This window comes from Mesorhizobium sp. Cs1299R1N1 (genome assembly GCF_037179655.1).
GTDB classification, from domain to species: Bacteria; Pseudomonadota; Alphaproteobacteria; order Rhizobiales; family Rhizobiaceae; genus Mesorhizobium; species Mesorhizobium salmacidum.
On record NZ_JAPYKR010000007.1, the window covers coordinates 184,118 to 199,404 of the forward strand.

Sequence of the window (15,287 nt, forward strand, 5' to 3'; positions counted from 1 at the left end):
GTCTATCCCTTGCCCCTGTTGATGAGATCGCCGACGGCTTGCCGCAGCGAGACGATGCCGCTGTCGAAATGACGTGTCGGATGAATGCGGTTGGTGAGCAAGGTCCACGCCTTGCCCTTGTCGAAGTCTATCCACAGTCCCGTGCCGGTAAAGCCGGTATGGCCGATCGTTCCCGGACTGCATAACGCCCCCCCGGACCAGCCTTCGTGAGGTCGTTCCCAACCATGGGTTCGGGTGGCCGACAAGGGCTCGCGCATCAGCGCGATCGATTGTTCGGATGCGCCCGTTTCGTCCAGCAGTCCCTGAGCGAAATCGAGCACCGAAGCGGCCGTACCGAACAGGCCGGCGTGACCAGCGCCCTGCAACGCCGAGCAATTGTCGTCGTGCACCTCGCCGGACAGCACGCGGTGGCGCCAGGTGCAATCCTCGGTCGCCGCGGCGGCATCGGGTTCCGTGGACCAGGCAAAGCCCGGGCCGGGTTCCATGTCGCGGATGCTCTTGCCCGACAGCCGCTCGAGCGCGAAGCCGAGCAGGATGAAGTTGATGTCGGAATAAACCGGGTCGCGCGCCCGCCATTCACGCTGCAGGATGAAGGCGCGCAGCAGCTCGGGATCGCGTCCATAGGTGTAGATCGGCTCGACTGCGGGGAATGGCGTCTGGTGGCCGAGGCACTGGCGGAAGGTCACCTTCCGCTCCCAGGCGTTCGCGTCATACTGGCGAAGGTCGGGGAGTAGCGAGATCAGCGGCGCGTCGAGATCGATGATGCCGTCCTGCGCCAGCGCCAGGATACGCGGCGTTGTGAAGATCACCTTGGTCAGCGACGCCAGGTCGAACCAGGTGTTTTCCCGCATCGGCCGCGGCTTCGGCACGAGCCGCGCCGAGCCGATTAGGCGGGCGATGCGCTCGCCATTCCTGTCGACGATACCGAGCACGCCGCCAGGGATTCGCTTGGCGGTCACTGCCGTTGCCAAGGGCGCGAATGCGCGGTCGAAGAGCTGGGAGAGGTCGGTCAATGCTGGCCTCCTTCGGAGAGGTAGCGCCCTACGACGCCCCCCTCTGTCCTGCCGGACATCTCCCCCTCTTGGGGGGAGATCGGATGTTGCATCGGCCTTCGCCAATCTCCAACGTCCGATAGCTGGCGCCGCGCACGAGCTGCCAATCTCCCCCCTAGAGGGGGAGATGCCCGGTAGGGCAGAGGGGGGCGCTGTCCCGCAAACATTTCTAAGCCTCCACCCTCGCCATATGATCCACCCCAAATCGCTCCCATTTCGCCGGCGCCGGCTCAAACCCCTGCGGCCTGACCAGCGACGGCACCTGGCGCGTGTCGATCTCGAAATGCTCGCGTCGCCGGTCGATGGTCGGAACGGCGGCGATCAGCTTCTTCGTATAGGAATGCCTCGGCTTCGACAGCACGGACCGCGCGTCGCCGATCTCGACGATCTGGCCGGCATAGATGACCGCGATGCGGTGCGCGATCCGCTCGACCACGGCCATGTCGTGCGAGATGAACAGATAGGCCAGCGCATATTCGCGCTGCAGGTCGAGCAGCAGCTCCAGCACTTTGGCCTGCACCGAGACATCGAGCGCCGACACCGCTTCGTCGAGAACCACGACGGAGGGGTTGAGCATCAGCGCGCGGGCGATGCACAGTCTTTGCCGCTGGCCGCCGGAGAATTCGTGCGGATAGCGCTCAAGGCTGTTCTTGGGCAGGCCGACGCGTTCGAGCAGGCTCGCCATTCTGGCCCGGGTCTGGGCATCCACCCGCCCACCGGTGGCAATCACCGGTTCGCCCAGGATGCTTTCGATGGCCAGCCTCGGGTTGAGAGAAGCGTAAGGGTTCTGGAACACCATCTGAACGGGCTTGGCGCTGCGCTCCGCCGTGGCCGTTCGCGTGCCGACCGAGAAGCCGCCGCGCGTCGATCGCACCAGCCCCAGCACCGCCTTCGCGGTGGTGGATTTGCCCGAGCCGCTCTCGCCGACGATGGCCAGCGTCTCGCCTTGCATCAGGTCGAAATCGACACCGTCGACGGCATGCACTGCGCCGGTCGCGCGGCTGAAGAAGCTGCTCTTGAGCGGAAACCGAACCACGAGCCCATCGACCTTCAAGGCCGGTTGCGTGTTCGCGGCCTTGTCGCGCTGTCCGTCCGCGCGTGTCGCCCGGCCACTGGCGAAATGCGGCACGTCCTGCAGCAGGTGCTGGGTGTAGGGATGCTGGGGGCTGTCGAGGATCTGGTTCAGTTCGCCCTGTTCGACGGCCTGGCCGTTTTGCATCACCATCACCTTGTCGGCGATGCCGGCGACCAGGCCGATATCGTGGGTGATGAAGATCATCGACATGCCGCTTTCGCGCTTCAGCTCGGCAAGCAGCGCCATGATTTGCGCCTGCACGGTGACGTCGAGCGCCGTCGTCGGCTCGTCGGCGATCAGCAGGCGCGGATTGCAGGCGAGCGCAATGGCGATCATCACCCGCTGCAGCATGCCGCCGGACAGCTGGTTGGGCGTGTATTTCAGCCGTCGCGTGGCATCGGGGATGCGCACGCGGTCGAGCGCGTCCTTGGCTGCCGCCGTGGCTTGCCGGCCTATCAGCCCGCGATGCAGGCGGAACGATTCCTCGATCTGGGTACCAATGGTCAGCACCGGGTTGAGCGATGTCATCGGCTCCTGAAAGATCATGCCGATTTCGGCGCCGCGAATGCCGGTCAGTTGCGGTTCAGTCGCGGCTGCCAACTCGAAGACGGTCCCATCGACCCGCTTCAGCTTCATGGAACCGCCGGTGATGCGGCCGCCGCCGAAATCGACGAGCCGGTTGATTGACAGCGCCGTCACCGACTTGCCCGAGCCGCTTTCGCCGACAATGGCCAGCGTCTCGCCGTCGGCGACATCGAAACCGACGCCGCGCACGACCTCATTGGCCTTGGGATTGCGGCCGAAGCCGACGCGCAGGTCCGAGACCGACAGCAGCGGGGTCATGCCAACGCTCTCCGCATCCTGGGGTCGAGGATGTCGCGCAAGGCGTCGCCCAAAAGGTTGAAGCCCAGAATGCTGATCATGATCGCCAGGCCCGGGAAGATCAGCAGCCAGGGTGCCGTCTCCATCAAATTGCGGCTGTCGCTCAGCATCAGGCCGAGGGACGCGGCGGGCGGCTGCGTGCCAAGGCCGAGAAAGCTCAAGCCGGCTTCGGTGAGCAGCGCCCAGGCCAGCGCCAGCGTCACCTGCACGGTCAACGGCGCCACGAGGTTGAGCAGCAGGTGCCGCGTGACGATATAGCTCGAACTGCTACCGAAGGTGCGCGCGGCGTCGACGAATTCGCGTGTCTTGAGCGACAGCGCGGGGCCGCGCACCACGCGCGTGAAGATCGGCGTGTAGACGATGCCGATGGCCACCACGCTGGTCCATGTGCCCGGCCCGGCGACGGTGACGATGAGCAGCGCCAGAAGGATCGCCGGGAAGGCCAGCAGCACGTCCATGATCCGCATCACCACGCCGTCCCAGCGGCGCCCGAGCCAGGCGGCGGCCAACCCCAGGACCGTTCCGGCAAGGGACGCGAAGGCTACGGAGAAGAAGGCGACCGTAAAGGACTGGCCGATGCCCGCCATCAGGCGGCTGGCGACGTCGCGGCCGAACAGGTCGGTGCCCATCAAGTAGGCGGCGCCGGGCGCGTGCAGCCGGTCGATACGGTACTGCGTGATCGGATTGTGCGGCGTCAGCCCCAGCAGGCCAAGGATGGCGAGCAGCAGATAGACGCACACGATGAAGCCGCCGATGCGGCCGCTGCCATGGCCGAAGATGGCACGCAGGATTCGCATCACTGTTCTCCCAGCCGGATGCGCGGATCGAGCGCGACATAGGCGAGGTCGACCAGGAGATTGACGATCATGAAGTTGAAGGCGATGAACAGCACGCTGCCCTGCACCAGCGCGTAGTCGCGCTGCAGGATGGCGTCGAGCACCATGCGTCCGAGGCCGGGCAGGGCATAGATTTGCTCGACGATGACGGCGCCGCCCAAGAGATAGCCGAACTCTATGCCGCTCAGCGTCACCACCGGGATCAGCGCATTGGGCAAAGCGTGCCGCCAGATGACACTGCGCGCCGAAGCGCCCTTGCTGCGGGCCGTGCGCACATAATCGTCGCTCAACACGTCCAGCATCGCCGAGCGCGCGATGCGGGTGACCGACGCCGCGAAGGCGAAGCCGAGCGTGATAGCGGGCAGGATCAGCTGGCTGAGATTGCGCAAGGGATCCTGCCAGAACGGTGCGAATTCGCCCATCGCCGGCAGCACGCCGAAGCCGGCCGACAGCGTGTAGATGATCAACAGGCCAAGCACGAAGCTCGGCGTCGACTGGCCGATCATGGCGATGATGCGCACCCCAAGGTCGGACGGTTTTTCGTTGTGCGTGGCGGCGTAGATGCCGGCCGGCATGCCGACGAGAAGCGCGATGATCATTGACAGCACTGCCAATTCCAGCGTCAGCGGAAAACGCTCGAGGATGACGTCGAGAACCGGCCTGCCATAGGTGACGGAGATGCCGAAATTGCCGTGCAGGATGCCGCCGATCCAGCGCCAGTATTGAACGAACCAGGGTTGGTCGATACCGAAATAGGCGGCGAGCGAATCCCGTTGTGCCGGCGTCAGCAGGCCGGCCTCGGTGCCCAGCATCGCCGTGATGGAATCGCCAGGCACCATCCGGATCGCGACGAAGACCAGGATGGATACGCCAAGCAAGACGAGAGGAAACGTCGCCAGCCGTCGCAAGAGATAGTTCACGCCAGGAAGACCTCTCGTCCCGTCGCCGAATCCGGCGCTATTGGATCGTCACCTTGCTCAGGCTGAACAGTGTGCCGGTCGGCGTCGGCACGAAGCCGGCGATGTTTTTCTGCTGGGCCGTGTAGCTGTAGGAGGTGTAGAGCCAGATCCACGGCGATACCTCGGCGAGGTGCTTCTCGAACGCGGCGAAGATCGCCTTGCGTTTGGCCGGATCGGTCTCGGCGCGGCCCTGCTGCATCTGGCTGTCCAAAGTATCGTCGATGTAGTTCGCCACCTTCTGCAGATTGCCGGCCTTGGTCCAGTAGCGGTTGTACATGGTGTAGGGGTCGGCGCGGCCGCCATTGAGCGCGATCGCCATGTCGAAATCGCCCTTCAGCCACGCGTCGACATAGACGTTGAGCTCCATCATCTTGATATCGAGCTTGACGCCGATTTCAGCCAGTTGCGACTGGATGACCTGGGCTTCCGCCGCCGCCGTCGGCGGCTCGCCGGTGGCGCCGATCACGGTCGCCGAAAAGCCGTCGGCAAATCCGGCTTCGGCCATCAGCTTCTTGGCCTTTTCGACATCGCGCTTGTAGCAGAACAACTGGCTCGGATCGGTCGCCAGCGCTGGGATGGTCAGCGGTCCGGTGACCTTGCCTTCGCCCAGCGCGGCGGTGTCCAGCACCTCCTGCCGGTCGATGGCGCAGGAGATCGCCTGGCGCACCTTGAGCTCGGTCATCGGCTTGCGCGATGGGTTGAGCTGCAGCACGTTATAGGCAAGCACCGGTACACGGTTCAATTGCAGGTTGGCTTCTTTCGGCACCAGCGTGGCGACGAGCGGGTCGTTGAGCAGGGCGAAATCGATCTGCTTGGTGCGCATGGCGGCGAGGATCGCCGCCTCGTCCGGCAGCACGCTGATCTCGATGCCGTCGACGCCGGTCGCGCCGCCGGCCCAGTCCTTGTTGGCGCTCAAGACTTCCTTGGCGTTGGGGTCCCACTTGTCGAGCTTGAATGGGCCGGAACCGACCGTCTTGGTGCCGATCGAACCGGCCTTGATTTCAGCCGCCGGAACGATGGCCGCGTTGACGTCGCTCATCGCCGTCAGGATCGGCGCGTCGGGCTGCGAGAGGTGGAACACGACGGTCGCCGCATCAGGCGTGTCGATGCTGGCGATCGACAGGAAGTTGGCGCGGGCGGCGGCACCCGTCTTCTCGTCGAGGATCCGCTCGAACGAAGCCTTGACGTCGGCGGAGGTCACCGCCGTGCCGTCCTGGAATTTCGCCTTGGGATCGAGCTTGAAGGTCAGCTCCTTGCCGTCTTTCGAGAATTCCCAGGAGGTGGCGATGGCGGGGATGATCTGCAGGCTGGCGTCGAGCCGCACCAGCGGCTCGTAGATGAGCTCCAAAAGCCGCAGTGACGAGAACGCCGTCTGCTTGTGCGGATCAAGCCCGGTGGCGTCCTGCGACCAGGCCATGTGCAGCGTCGCCGCCTGCGCCGAAACCGTGGCGATGCCGAGCATCGCGGCAAGGGTGATGCCCGAAAGCAGCCTTCCTGTAAGATGAACCATTCTCGTCTCCCATTATTGAACTCGATGCCTTGCAGTTTCCGCGGGCCGCTTCCAAGGCACACATGCTTTGGAGTATCGGCCCAGTCTATGCGGCTTGACGCCGTCTTGTCTAAAGCGGCTTCAGCCGTCTTGTCTGAAGCGGCCTCAGACCGCTTCGTCGCTGATCGCCTTTCGCAGGAACCCTCCGGCCTTGGCCAAAGCGGCCCGCGCCGCTTCGACGTCGAGGCCGGTGATGGTGACCAGGATCGCCAGCTTGACGTCATTGCCGGTCCGGTCGAGCGCCTGCCGCGCCTGCGGCGCGGTGCAACCGGTCGTCTGCATGACGATCCTGATCGCCCGGGCGACCAGCTTCCTGTTCGACGGGTTCAGGTCGACCATCAGGTTCTGGTAGCTCTTGCCGATGCGGATCATCGAAGCCGTGGTCAGCATGTTGAGCACCAGCTTCTGTGCTGTTCCCGATTTCAGCCGCGTCGAGCCGGTGAGCACCTCGGGACCGACGACCGGCGAGATGGCGACATCGGCGATGCCGGCAATGGCCGATGCCGGATTGCAGGACAGGGCGACGGTGGTCGCGCCGATCTGCTTGGCATAGGTCAGCCCGCCGATCACATAGGGCGTGCGCCCGCTGACCGCGATGCCGACCACCACGTCGTCAGGTACGAGCGTGATGTCCTGCAAGGCCTTGGCGCCCATCTTCGGGTCATCCTCGGCGCCTTCCGTTGAGCGCACCAGGGCGTCGGACCCACCGGCGATCAGGCCGACCACCATGCCTTCGGGCACGCCGAACGTGGGCGGGCACTCCGAAGCGTCGAGAACCCCGAGCCTGCCGCTGGTGCCGGCGCCCATATAGACAAGGCGTGCGCCTTTCTGGAAGGCACGCACGATGCGGTCCACCGCGGCGGCGATTTCCGGCAGCACCTTTTCGACGGCCGCGGGGACAAGCCTGTCCTCGTCATTGATCCTGCGCAGCACGTCGATGGTCGGCATCAGGTCGATGTCGACGGTCCCTGGATTCCGGCCTTCGGAAACCAGCCGGTCCAGCTCAGACATCAACCCTTGCTCGGTCATCCCAATGCCTTCAAAAATTCTGCAGCGCGGTCCGGCATGGCTCGACCGGCAACCGGTGCAGACCGTGGTCCGTCATCGCAGCTTCTCCTGTTAACTTTTTAGAATTTGATATTCACATCGTCAACAGAGATTTGGAATATTTTATTCCTACCCTACCAGCTATCCCTTGCAGACCGACCTCTTGGCAAGAATGATCGCTCCGGACACGGCGTCGCCGTCAGCGGGCTTCAGGCGGCGCCGCACATCAGGGGAAAGCCAGGGTTCGAGCGGGCTGGCGAGACCGCCCAGCAAGGTCACGCGCGGCGCACCCTTTTCGAACAGCACCCGCACCAGTGTGTCGATCTGCTCGGCGGCGCTTTGCACGATGCGGCGTCCGGCGGGATCGCCCTGGTCGGCATGCCGCATCACCATCGGTGCAAGTGCGGCATAGTCCGTGGCACTGGCGCGGTCCATCCAGGCGACGGCCTCCATCGGGTCGCCGGCGAAGCGCTGCATGAGCTCCGCCAGCAGCGCCGTCCGTTCGTGGCGACCGTCATGGGCGCGCAGCGCCAGTTGCACGGCTTTCAGTCCGAGGTCGGCGCCGCTGCCCTCGTCGGAGATCGGAAATCCATAGCCGCCGGCGCGCAGGTCGCGGCCCCCGACAAAGCCAAGGCCGATCGAGCCGGTCCCGGCGATGACGATGGCGCCGTCCTGGCCCGAATGCGCGCCAAGGCAGGCGCCGACACCGTCGCTGACGAAGTCGATGCTGGCAAAGGGATGCGCGATTGCCCGCAACGCCTCCAGCGCGCCTTTGCGGCCTATGCCGGCAAGGCCGATCCCGGCATGGATGCGGGCGGTCTCGGCCGGCGCGAAACCTGCTTCATCGATCGCCGCGCCATAGGCTTTGGCAATGGAGCCCCACGCTGCCTCGATGCCGAGCCGCGTCGTCGCCGGGCCGGACAGGCCTTGTCCCAGCACCATGCCATGCGCGTCCTCAAGACGGGCGCGGCAACCGGTGCCGCCACCATCGACGCCGAGAAAATAATCCGCGTCGGTATTCATGCGCCCAGCCGCTCGATGTCGGCGCCGCACAGGCGCAGCTTTCGGTCCAGTTGCTCGTAGCCGCGGTCGAGGTGATAGACGCGGTTGATGATGGTCTCGCCTTCGCTGACCAGCGCCGCCAGCACCAGCGACACCGAAGCGCGCAGGTCGGTGGCCATCACTTGCGCCCCGCGCAGTTTCTCGCCGCCGCGCACCAGCGCCATGGTGCCTTGCAGCTTGATGTTGGCGCCGAGCCGCATCAGTTCGGGCACATGCATGAAGCGGTTCTCGAAGATGGTTTCGCGCAGCAGCGAGGCGCCCTGCGCGCAGCACATCAGCGCCATGAACTGCGCCTGCAGGTCGGTCGGGAACCCCGGATAGGGTTCCGTGGTGAGGTCGGCTGCCTTGAGCGGCCGGTCGCGCGAGACGATCAGTCCCCGGTCGCCCGGCCAGACGCTGACGCCGGTCGCCTCCAGCAATTGCACCACCGAGGCCATGTGTTCGAGCCGGGCATGCGTCAGCTCAAGCTGGCCGCCGGTGATGGCGGCGGCGATGGCATAGGTGCCCGCCTCGATCCGGTCCGGGATGATGTCGTGACTGGCGGCGTGCCAGTTGGTGTCGCCCGCGATCAGGATGCGGTGCGTGCCTGCGCCCTCGATGCGCGCGCCCATGGCGCTGAGGCAAGCGGCGAGGTCAGCCACTTCCGGTTCGCGCGCCGCGTTCAGGATCTCGGTTTCGCCCTTGGCCGTGGTCGCCGCCATCATGGCGGTTTCCGTCGCCCCGACCGATGGCGACGGGAGCACGATGCGGGTGCCGGTCAATCCGTTCGGCACCGAGGCGACGATCAAGCCGTTCTCTATGGCGATCCTGGCGCCCAGCGCGGCGAGGGCGGCGACATGCATGTCGACCGGTCGCGCGCCGATCGCGCAGCCGCCCGGCAGCGAAACCCGGGCATGGCCGAACCGCGCCAGCAACGGCGCCAGCACGAGCACCGTCGCCCGCATCTTCCGAACCGTGTCGTAGGACGCCTCCTTGGAAATGGCAGCGCTGGTGTCAATGATCGCGGCATGGGCGGACCGGGTGATTTCGGCGCCGTGAAGCCGCACCACGTCGAGCATGTTTTCGACGTCGGTCACATCAGGCAGGTTGGTCAGTTCGAGCGGGTAGGGGCTGAGCAGCGCGGCCGCGATCTGCGGCAAAGCGGCATTCTTGGCGCCCGATATGGTGACCGCGCCTTGCAGTCTCTGTCCGCCGGCGATCCGCAATCTATCCATGGTGAAACCTTAAGGGGTCATCCCGGCGACCTGCCTGGGAATCCCGGGCGGTGACCCGGGTCGAGCTGAGAATTAATTCTGCGTTCTTGGCTGTCAATCAAAATTGGAATAATTTATTCCTCGTCTTGCAGGTCTGAAGAGCGAGGGGATTTTCGTGTCTGTCTTAAGCAGGATCAACGCCAAGCTCGACGGCATGGCGCCCGGCGATCGCGAGATCGGCCGTTACATCGTCGACAACCCCAACCAGATGCTGCGGCTGTCGACGGCCGCACTCGCGGCCGAGATCGGCCGCAGCCAGTCGAGCGTCGTCAAGTTCAGCCAGAAGCTCGGCTATGCCAGCTATCAGGAACTCAAGCTCGCCGTCAGCGAGGCCAAGGCGCAGGATTGGCAGGTGCCGGCCGGCGTCATCCACGGCTCGATCGAGGTCGGCGATGGCTTTCCGGTCATCCTGAAGAAGCTGATCGGCAGCAAGCTGCTGTCGATGCAGCAGACCGTCGCCGCCAACAGCGAGCGCATCATCTCCAGGACGCTGGATCTGCTGGATGGCGCGCGGCGCATCCATCTGGTCGGCGTCGGCGCTTCCTCGCTGGTGGCGCGCGATTTCTCCTACAAGCTGATGAAGCTCGGCCGCAATGTGCTGCATGACAGCGACAGCCACATCCAGATGGCCAACGCCTCGACGTTGGGGCCTGACGATGTGCTGTTCGCGCTCTCCTATTCCGGCGCCAGCATCGAAACCTTGCGCATCGCCGAGCTTGCAGCCAAGCGCGGCACGACGGTGATCGCCGTCACCGGTCTGCACGACAATCCGCTCAGCCGGGTCGCCGACATCCGCCTCTACACCATCGCCGACGAGGAGCGCGCGCGCTCCTCCTCCATCACGGCGCGCGACGCGCAACTGACGTTGACCGACCTTCTGTTCATCCTGCTGGTACAGAAGCAGCCGGATGCCAACGACTATGTCCACAACAGCGAGGCGGCGGTCACTGTACTGAAGGCCGAGCGGTCGACGTAAAGGGCCTCAGACGCTTTCGAGATAGGTCTCGATCTCGAAATCGCTGACATTCAGGGCAAACGTATTCAGTTCCTGGCGTTTGCAGGCGATGAAGGAGTCGCGCAGGATCGCCGGGAAGATCTCCGCCACATGCGTCCCGCCTTCAAAGGTCGCGATCGCCGACGCCCAGTCCGGCGGCAGCTTGGCCGGGGCAACGCCTTGCCCGTCCTTCCCCGCCGGGTCGCCCGGTGACATCTGCTTCTCGATGCCGATCAGGGCCGCGCCCAGTATGGCGGCAAGCACCAGGTATGGGTTGGCGTCGGCGCCCGAGACGCGATGTTCGATGCGGCGCGCGCCGGTCGGGCCGCCGGGAATGCGGATCGCGACCATGCGGTTCTCGTACCCCCAGGCGACCGCGGTCGGCGCGTAGGATCGTGGGCGCAGCCTCCGGTAGGAATTGAAGTGCGGCGCGAACACCAGCGTGCTTTCGGCCATCGCCGCCAGCAGCCCGCCGACCGCATGGCGCATGATGTCGGAGCCTTGGTCGGTGCCGTCGTCGAACACGTTGCGCCCTTCGTCGTCGATCACGCTGAAATGGACATGGAAGCCGTTGCCGGCGCGGTCGCCATAGGGCTTGGCCATGAAGCAGGCGGCAAAGCCGTGCTTGCGGGCAATGCCCTTGACCGTGCGCTTGAACAACACCGCATCGTCGGCCGCCCGCAAGGCGTCGGCGACATGGTTCAGGTTGATCTCGAACTGGCCGACGCCGTTTTCGGCAATCGCCGTATCGACGGGAATGCCTTGCGCCCGGCAGGCTTCGTAGATGTCATGGATGAAGGCTTCGAAATCGTCGATCTCGTCGATCGACAGCGCCGCGTCGGAATCGAGACGCCGCCCGGTGACCGGTGAGACTGGCCCGACAGGCCGCTGCGATTGCGGATCGACCAGGTAGAATTCGAGTTCGGTCGCCGCGACCGGAGTGAGGCCGAGCGCCTTATAGCGATCGAGGATGCGGGCCAGTGCCCGGCGGGGGTCGCCGAGATAGGGTGCACCGCTTTCGTCGGCGAGCCAGAGCGGGACGAGCGCCGTCGGATGCGCCGTCCATTCCACCGGCAGAATGCCGCGTCCCGTCCATTGGCAAAGGCCATCGGCATCGCCGGTCGAGAAGACCAGGCTGTTGCCTTCAATGTCCTCGCCCCAGACATCGAGCCCGATCAGCGAATAGGGCATGCGCAGCTTGCCTTCCAGCGCCTTGCGCGCCTGCTCGACCGGGATGCGCTTTCCCCGCATGATGCCGTTGAGGTCGCACACCGCGGCCCTCAGGCTCTGGATGTCGCTTCGGCTTTCAAGCCAACTTAAAACGTCCGCAATTGCATCGCTCAATTTCCGTTACCTCTGGTTCCCTGCGGTGCCGCGCCTGAGGCGGCCACCCTATTTCACGACAAGACAGCTGATGAGTTCATGAAGGCATCTCCGACATCAGTCGGAAGAGTTTCCTTCATTTTTTCAAATCATTAGCGGGGATGTCGGGAGGCATTTCAGGAACCAATTGCGCGATCTGCGATCGCAGCATAGCGACAAGGCAAGGCAAAGCCAAGTGGCATCTGGTGACGGGTCCAGGAGACGCTGGTCTAGCTCTTCGCTCCCGGAAATCTGGCCTGCCGCAGTATGTGGGCGGCGCCCTCGTCGATGTCGCGAACGATGGCCGCCCGCGCCCGCGTGCCGTCCTGCGCCTCGATCGCCGCGACCACTTCCTCGTGATAGTCGATGTCCAGAATGGAGGAGAGGTCGTCCTCGAACCCCGTGGCGAGGTTTCGGAGAAACGGGCCGACCTGCATCCACACCGTCTCGATCAGGAAGATCATCTGCTCGTTGCCGCAATGGCGATAGATCGAGAATTTAAAATCGTGGTTCTTCCTGAGATAGTCGCCGATATCGCCCTTGCGGGCCGCCAGGGTCAATTCGGTGCAATGGCGTCGGATCGCACGCAGATTGTTGCCGTTGATGAGTTTCGTCGCAAGCTCGGTCGCTGGGCCTTCGAGGAGCGTTCGCACGGCGGTCAATTGCGAAAACCGCTCGGCCGAGATCACCGGCACCTCGACGCTGCCGTTCGGCATCGGGCTCAGCGCCCGCAATGCCTGCAGCCGCATGAAGGCACTGCGCACCGGCATGTCGCTGGTGCCGAGTTCCCTGGCGAGTTTGCGCGAGGTCAGCTTCTGGCCGGGCAGGAATTGGCCCGACATCAGGGCCCGCACGAGCTCCAGATAGACCTTCTCATGCAGAGGCACGGTGTCGACGGCGGTCAAACCGAAATGTGTTCTGTCGGCCATTGGCGGGGGCGCTGCTTCATCCGTTCTGAAAATGACCTGACGACACGCGCCGCGGACAAATCTTGAGCCGGGCACGGCGGGAACACCCAGGCCGCCGATTGATCAGGCATGATAGCCGCTTCGACCGTTGCGCGGCAAGCCAACTGCTGGAGCCGGCGCGGTGCCGCGGCGCCCACCTTTCCGGGGCTATCGATCCGGGGTCTACCGGCTCGTTTTCGCTGCCAGATGCGCCAGCAAATTCTTGGTGATCCGGCCGACGTCGTTCATGGCATCGCCCGCCGGCAAGGCGCCGCACCAGGCGACCGAACTCGCGCAGAAGATCAGGCCGCCCGAAGGCAGATGGCGCAGCGTCATCTCCGCGCAGCGGCGCCCGTCGCGCTCGCTGTCACCTCCTTCGTACCAGCGGGTGGCGTCATGGACGAAGCTGTCCGGGAAACCGGTCGCGCGCGCAATGACCATGGTCTCGGGGGATGTGCCCAGATGCGGATCCGTGGCATCGACCTCGTAGCCGGCGGCGCCTCCGAGCACGATGCCATCGTCGCCGAAGGTCTCGCTGGCGACGCCGTCGAACAACCACGCGGCCGAGGGTTGACGACTTTCCGGCGTGCGCGTGAAAGGCCGCGCGCCGTCGAAACCCATCAGCGAGATGGCGACGCCCGTCAGCGAGAACTCGCCGCGCCCGCTGGCGCGCAGATAGCCGCCCGGCTGGTTTGTAATCGACAGTGACTGTTCGGCGATGGCACCGTCCCAGGTCCGGCCCGCCTCGAGCGGCGAGCGGCGCAGTTCCATCAGATCGTCCTGGAACGCCACCTTGCCGGCAAAGCCGTTGCCACCGAGATAGGCGATGCTGCCGCCCGCCGCCGCGAACTGGCGCAGCGCATGCTCCATTTCGACCGACATGTATTCGGGATGGCTGCCGGTGATGACCGCCTGATAATCCTGCAAGCCGGCAAGGCCCCGCTCATGCAGGTCGCGGTCGGTGATGAGATCGAAGGCAATGCCATTGCTGTGGCAGAAGCGCAGAAAATGCAGGTCGACCGGCAGATTGTGCGGACAGCCGCACAGCGGATAATTGTAGTCGTCGCGCAGCGTCGCCTTCGGCTTCCTGGTGGAACAGATCGACACGCCGCTGAGGTCGCTGTGGTAGTCGTAGAGCGACTTCAAATTGTTATCGATCGCGAAGCTGTGGCCGCGATCCTCGCACCTCCATTCGTAGAGATGCGTCGGCAGGAATTCATCCGCGTAGGCGAGGTAGGTGGCCGTCGGCACCAGGAACACCAGTGGCGCGCGGCGTGCCGACGAAGTGATGAAGAAGACGATACGCTCCGACCCTTGGTCGTGACCGACCTCGAAGGCATAGACCCCGGGCGGCGCCTCGGCGGGAACTTGCAATTGGCTGGAGGCGGGCCACTGCAACGCGCCCATGTCGTCGTCGTGGCAATGCACCGCGTCATAATGCGACGGCACCAGGCGGGGGTCGAAACTCGACCCGTCCCAGCGCCGCGAGGTCATGCAGAAGGCGGGCTGGTTGATCGTTTCCAGGAAGAGGACGCGATCGGTGCCTGTCGAGGCGAGCGGGCCGCCCGGCAGCAGGGTCGGAAACGTCCAGGCGACACGACCAGCCGCGGTTTGGAGCGAGATCGCGGAGAATTTCGCGTTGAGCGACCTGACATCGTTTGCCGTGCTGGTACCGAAGACCATGTCACCCGGCAGGGGCTGCCACGGCAGGTCGAATCCGTGATCCAGGTGAAACGGCGCGAGGAGATCGTCCGAGTCGATCCGCAGCACGGTCGCGCCATCGTTCGACGAAATCTGGACCTTGAGCCAGGTGTTCGCCGGCAACGCAACGCCGCTATCGAGCGACTTGCCGTCGTGGCCTGATATCAGCCGGCCGTCCTGCAAGCCGAGGCACAGGTTGCCGCTCTCGAACAGCACGCGGGCGCCATCGTTGCGGGTCAAGTACACTTCGAAGGCGACGCCTTCGATCTCGGTGGCCTTGGCCAGTTCGGTCGCCGCAACCCGGAGGAAGGATCCATGATCGAAGTCACGATGCGATACGGCATTTCCTGTCGGCTCGACGCGCCAGTTCATCGGATCGGCCCCGGGTGTGTCGAGCCGCACGATCCTGATGTCGCGTACCTGCCGCGACGACGAGACATGAAGGGCGACCGGTGTTCCGGCCGCCGTATGCCAGGGAACGGTGTAGCCTGAGACGGCCATGGCGCCGTGATCGACGGGGCGTTTCATCGCTGCAAAGGTCCGTGCCGCGATCCCGGCGGCCGCAATC

12 protein-coding genes are annotated in these 15,287 nt (G+C 64.9%); 1 reads left to right on the forward strand and 11 read right to left on the reverse strand.

The features are described 5' to 3' along the window. Nucleotides 1-2: 2 nt before the first annotated feature. From O7A70_RS17160 to murA, 8 genes are all read right to left on the reverse strand, one after another. The gene (locus O7A70_RS17160) at nt 3-1,013 is read right to left on the reverse strand and encodes a serine hydrolase domain-containing protein (RefSeq protein ID WP_337141419.1); all 1,011 of its coding nucleotides are present in this window, start codon (nt 1,011-1,013) and stop codon (nt 3-5) included. A 208-nt stretch (nt 1,014-1,221) separates the two neighbouring features. Next, nucleotides 1,222-2,970 (reverse strand): ABC transporter ATP-binding protein, encoded by a 1,749-nt coding sequence (locus O7A70_RS17165; protein WP_337141420.1) that lies wholly within the window; start codon nt 2,968-2,970, stop codon nt 1,222-1,224. Then, a complete protein-coding gene (locus tag O7A70_RS17170) occupies nt 2,967-3,806 on the reverse strand; it encodes an ABC transporter permease (RefSeq protein WP_337141421.1) in 840 nt (279 codons plus the stop codon). Before O7A70_RS17170 ends, O7A70_RS17165 begins: the two co-directional genes overlap by 4 nt. Continuing rightward, nucleotides 3,806-4,765 (reverse strand): ABC transporter permease, encoded by a 960-nt coding sequence (locus tag O7A70_RS17175; RefSeq protein WP_337141422.1) that lies wholly within the window; start codon nt 4,763-4,765, stop codon nt 3,806-3,808. Before O7A70_RS17175 ends, O7A70_RS17170 begins: the two co-directional genes overlap by 1 nt. A gap of 37 nt (nt 4,766-4,802) precedes the next feature. Next, nucleotides 4,803-6,314 carry an ABC transporter substrate-binding protein gene (locus O7A70_RS17180; RefSeq protein WP_337141423.1) on the reverse strand — a complete coding sequence of 504 codons (1,512 nt, stop codon included), beginning with the start codon at nt 6,312-6,314 and terminating at the stop codon, nt 4,803-4,805. A gap of 144 nt (nt 6,315-6,458) precedes the next feature. Beyond that, the gene (murQ, locus tag O7A70_RS17185) at nt 6,459-7,382 is read right to left on the reverse strand and encodes an N-acetylmuramic acid 6-phosphate etherase (protein WP_337141424.1); all 924 of its coding nucleotides are present in this window, start codon (nt 7,380-7,382) and stop codon (nt 6,459-6,461) included. A 159-nt stretch (nt 7,383-7,541) separates the two neighbouring features. After that, nucleotides 7,542-8,423, reverse strand: a complete 882-nt coding sequence (locus O7A70_RS17190; protein ID WP_337141425.1) for an N-acetylglucosamine kinase — start codon at nt 8,421-8,423, stop codon at nt 7,542-7,544. Next, nucleotides 8,420-9,676, reverse strand: a complete 1,257-nt coding sequence (gene murA / locus O7A70_RS17195) for a UDP-N-acetylglucosamine 1-carboxyvinyltransferase (protein ID WP_337141426.1) — start codon at nt 9,674-9,676, stop codon at nt 8,420-8,422. Before murA ends, O7A70_RS17190 begins: the two co-directional genes overlap by 4 nt. A 154-nt stretch (nt 9,677-9,830) precedes the next feature. Here murA and O7A70_RS17200 point away from each other — a divergent pair, with 154 nt between their 5' ends. Further along, nucleotides 9,831-10,691 (forward strand): MurR/RpiR family transcriptional regulator, encoded by an 861-nt coding sequence (locus tag O7A70_RS17200; RefSeq protein ID WP_337141427.1) that lies wholly within the window; start codon nt 9,831-9,833, stop codon nt 10,689-10,691. A gap of 6 nt (nt 10,692-10,697) precedes the next feature. Here the strand turns inward: O7A70_RS17200 and O7A70_RS17205 are convergent, their stop codons facing one another. The 3 genes from O7A70_RS17205 to O7A70_RS17215 form a co-directional block, all read right to left on the reverse strand. Further along, nucleotides 10,698-12,053, reverse strand: a complete 1,356-nt coding sequence (locus O7A70_RS17205) for a glutamine synthetase family protein (RefSeq protein WP_337141428.1) — start codon at nt 12,051-12,053, stop codon at nt 10,698-10,700. 248 nt (nt 12,054-12,301) lie between these two features. Next, nucleotides 12,302-13,000: a GntR family transcriptional regulator gene (locus tag O7A70_RS17210; RefSeq protein WP_337141429.1), complete on the reverse strand. Its 699-nt coding sequence runs from the start codon at nt 12,998-13,000 to the stop codon at nt 12,302-12,304. 201 nt (nt 13,001-13,201) lie between these two features. After that, entirely contained in the window at nt 13,202-15,247 is a 2,046-nt protein-coding gene (locus O7A70_RS17215) for a N,N-dimethylformamidase beta subunit family domain-containing protein (protein WP_337141430.1), read from the reverse strand. Nucleotides 15,248-15,287 lie beyond the last annotated feature (40 nt).

What these genes read in the sequence shown, in the direction of transcription:
- O7A70_RS17165 (WP_337141420.1), bottom strand. Translation starts at nt 2,970, where the DNA reads ATGACCCCGCTGCTGTCGGTCTCGGACCTGCGCGTCGGCTTCGGCCGC.
- O7A70_RS17170 (WP_337141421.1), bottom strand. Translation starts at nt 3,806, where the DNA reads ATGCGAATCCTGCGTGCCATCTTCGGCCATGGCAGCGGCCGCATCGGC.
- O7A70_RS17180 (WP_337141423.1), bottom strand. Translation starts at nt 6,314, where the DNA reads ATGGTTCATCTTACAGGAAGGCTGCTTTCGGGCATCACCCTTGCCGCG.
- murQ (WP_337141424.1), bottom strand. Translation starts at nt 7,382, where the DNA reads ATGACCGAGCAAGGGTTGATGTCTGAGCTGGACCGGCTGGTTTCCGAA.
- O7A70_RS17190 (WP_337141425.1), bottom strand. Translation starts at nt 8,423, where the DNA reads ATGAATACCGACGCGGATTATTTTCTCGGCGTCGATGGTGGCGGCACC.
- murA (WP_337141426.1), bottom strand. Translation starts at nt 9,676, where the DNA reads ATGGATAGATTGCGGATCGCCGGCGGACAGAGACTGCAAGGCGCGGTC.
- O7A70_RS17210 (WP_337141429.1), bottom strand. Translation starts at nt 13,000, where the DNA reads ATGGCCGACAGAACACATTTCGGTTTGACCGCCGTCGACACCGTGCCT.
- O7A70_RS17215 (WP_337141430.1), bottom strand. Translation starts at nt 15,247, where the DNA reads ATGAAACGCCCCGTCGATCACGGCGCCATGGCCGTCTCAGGCTACACC.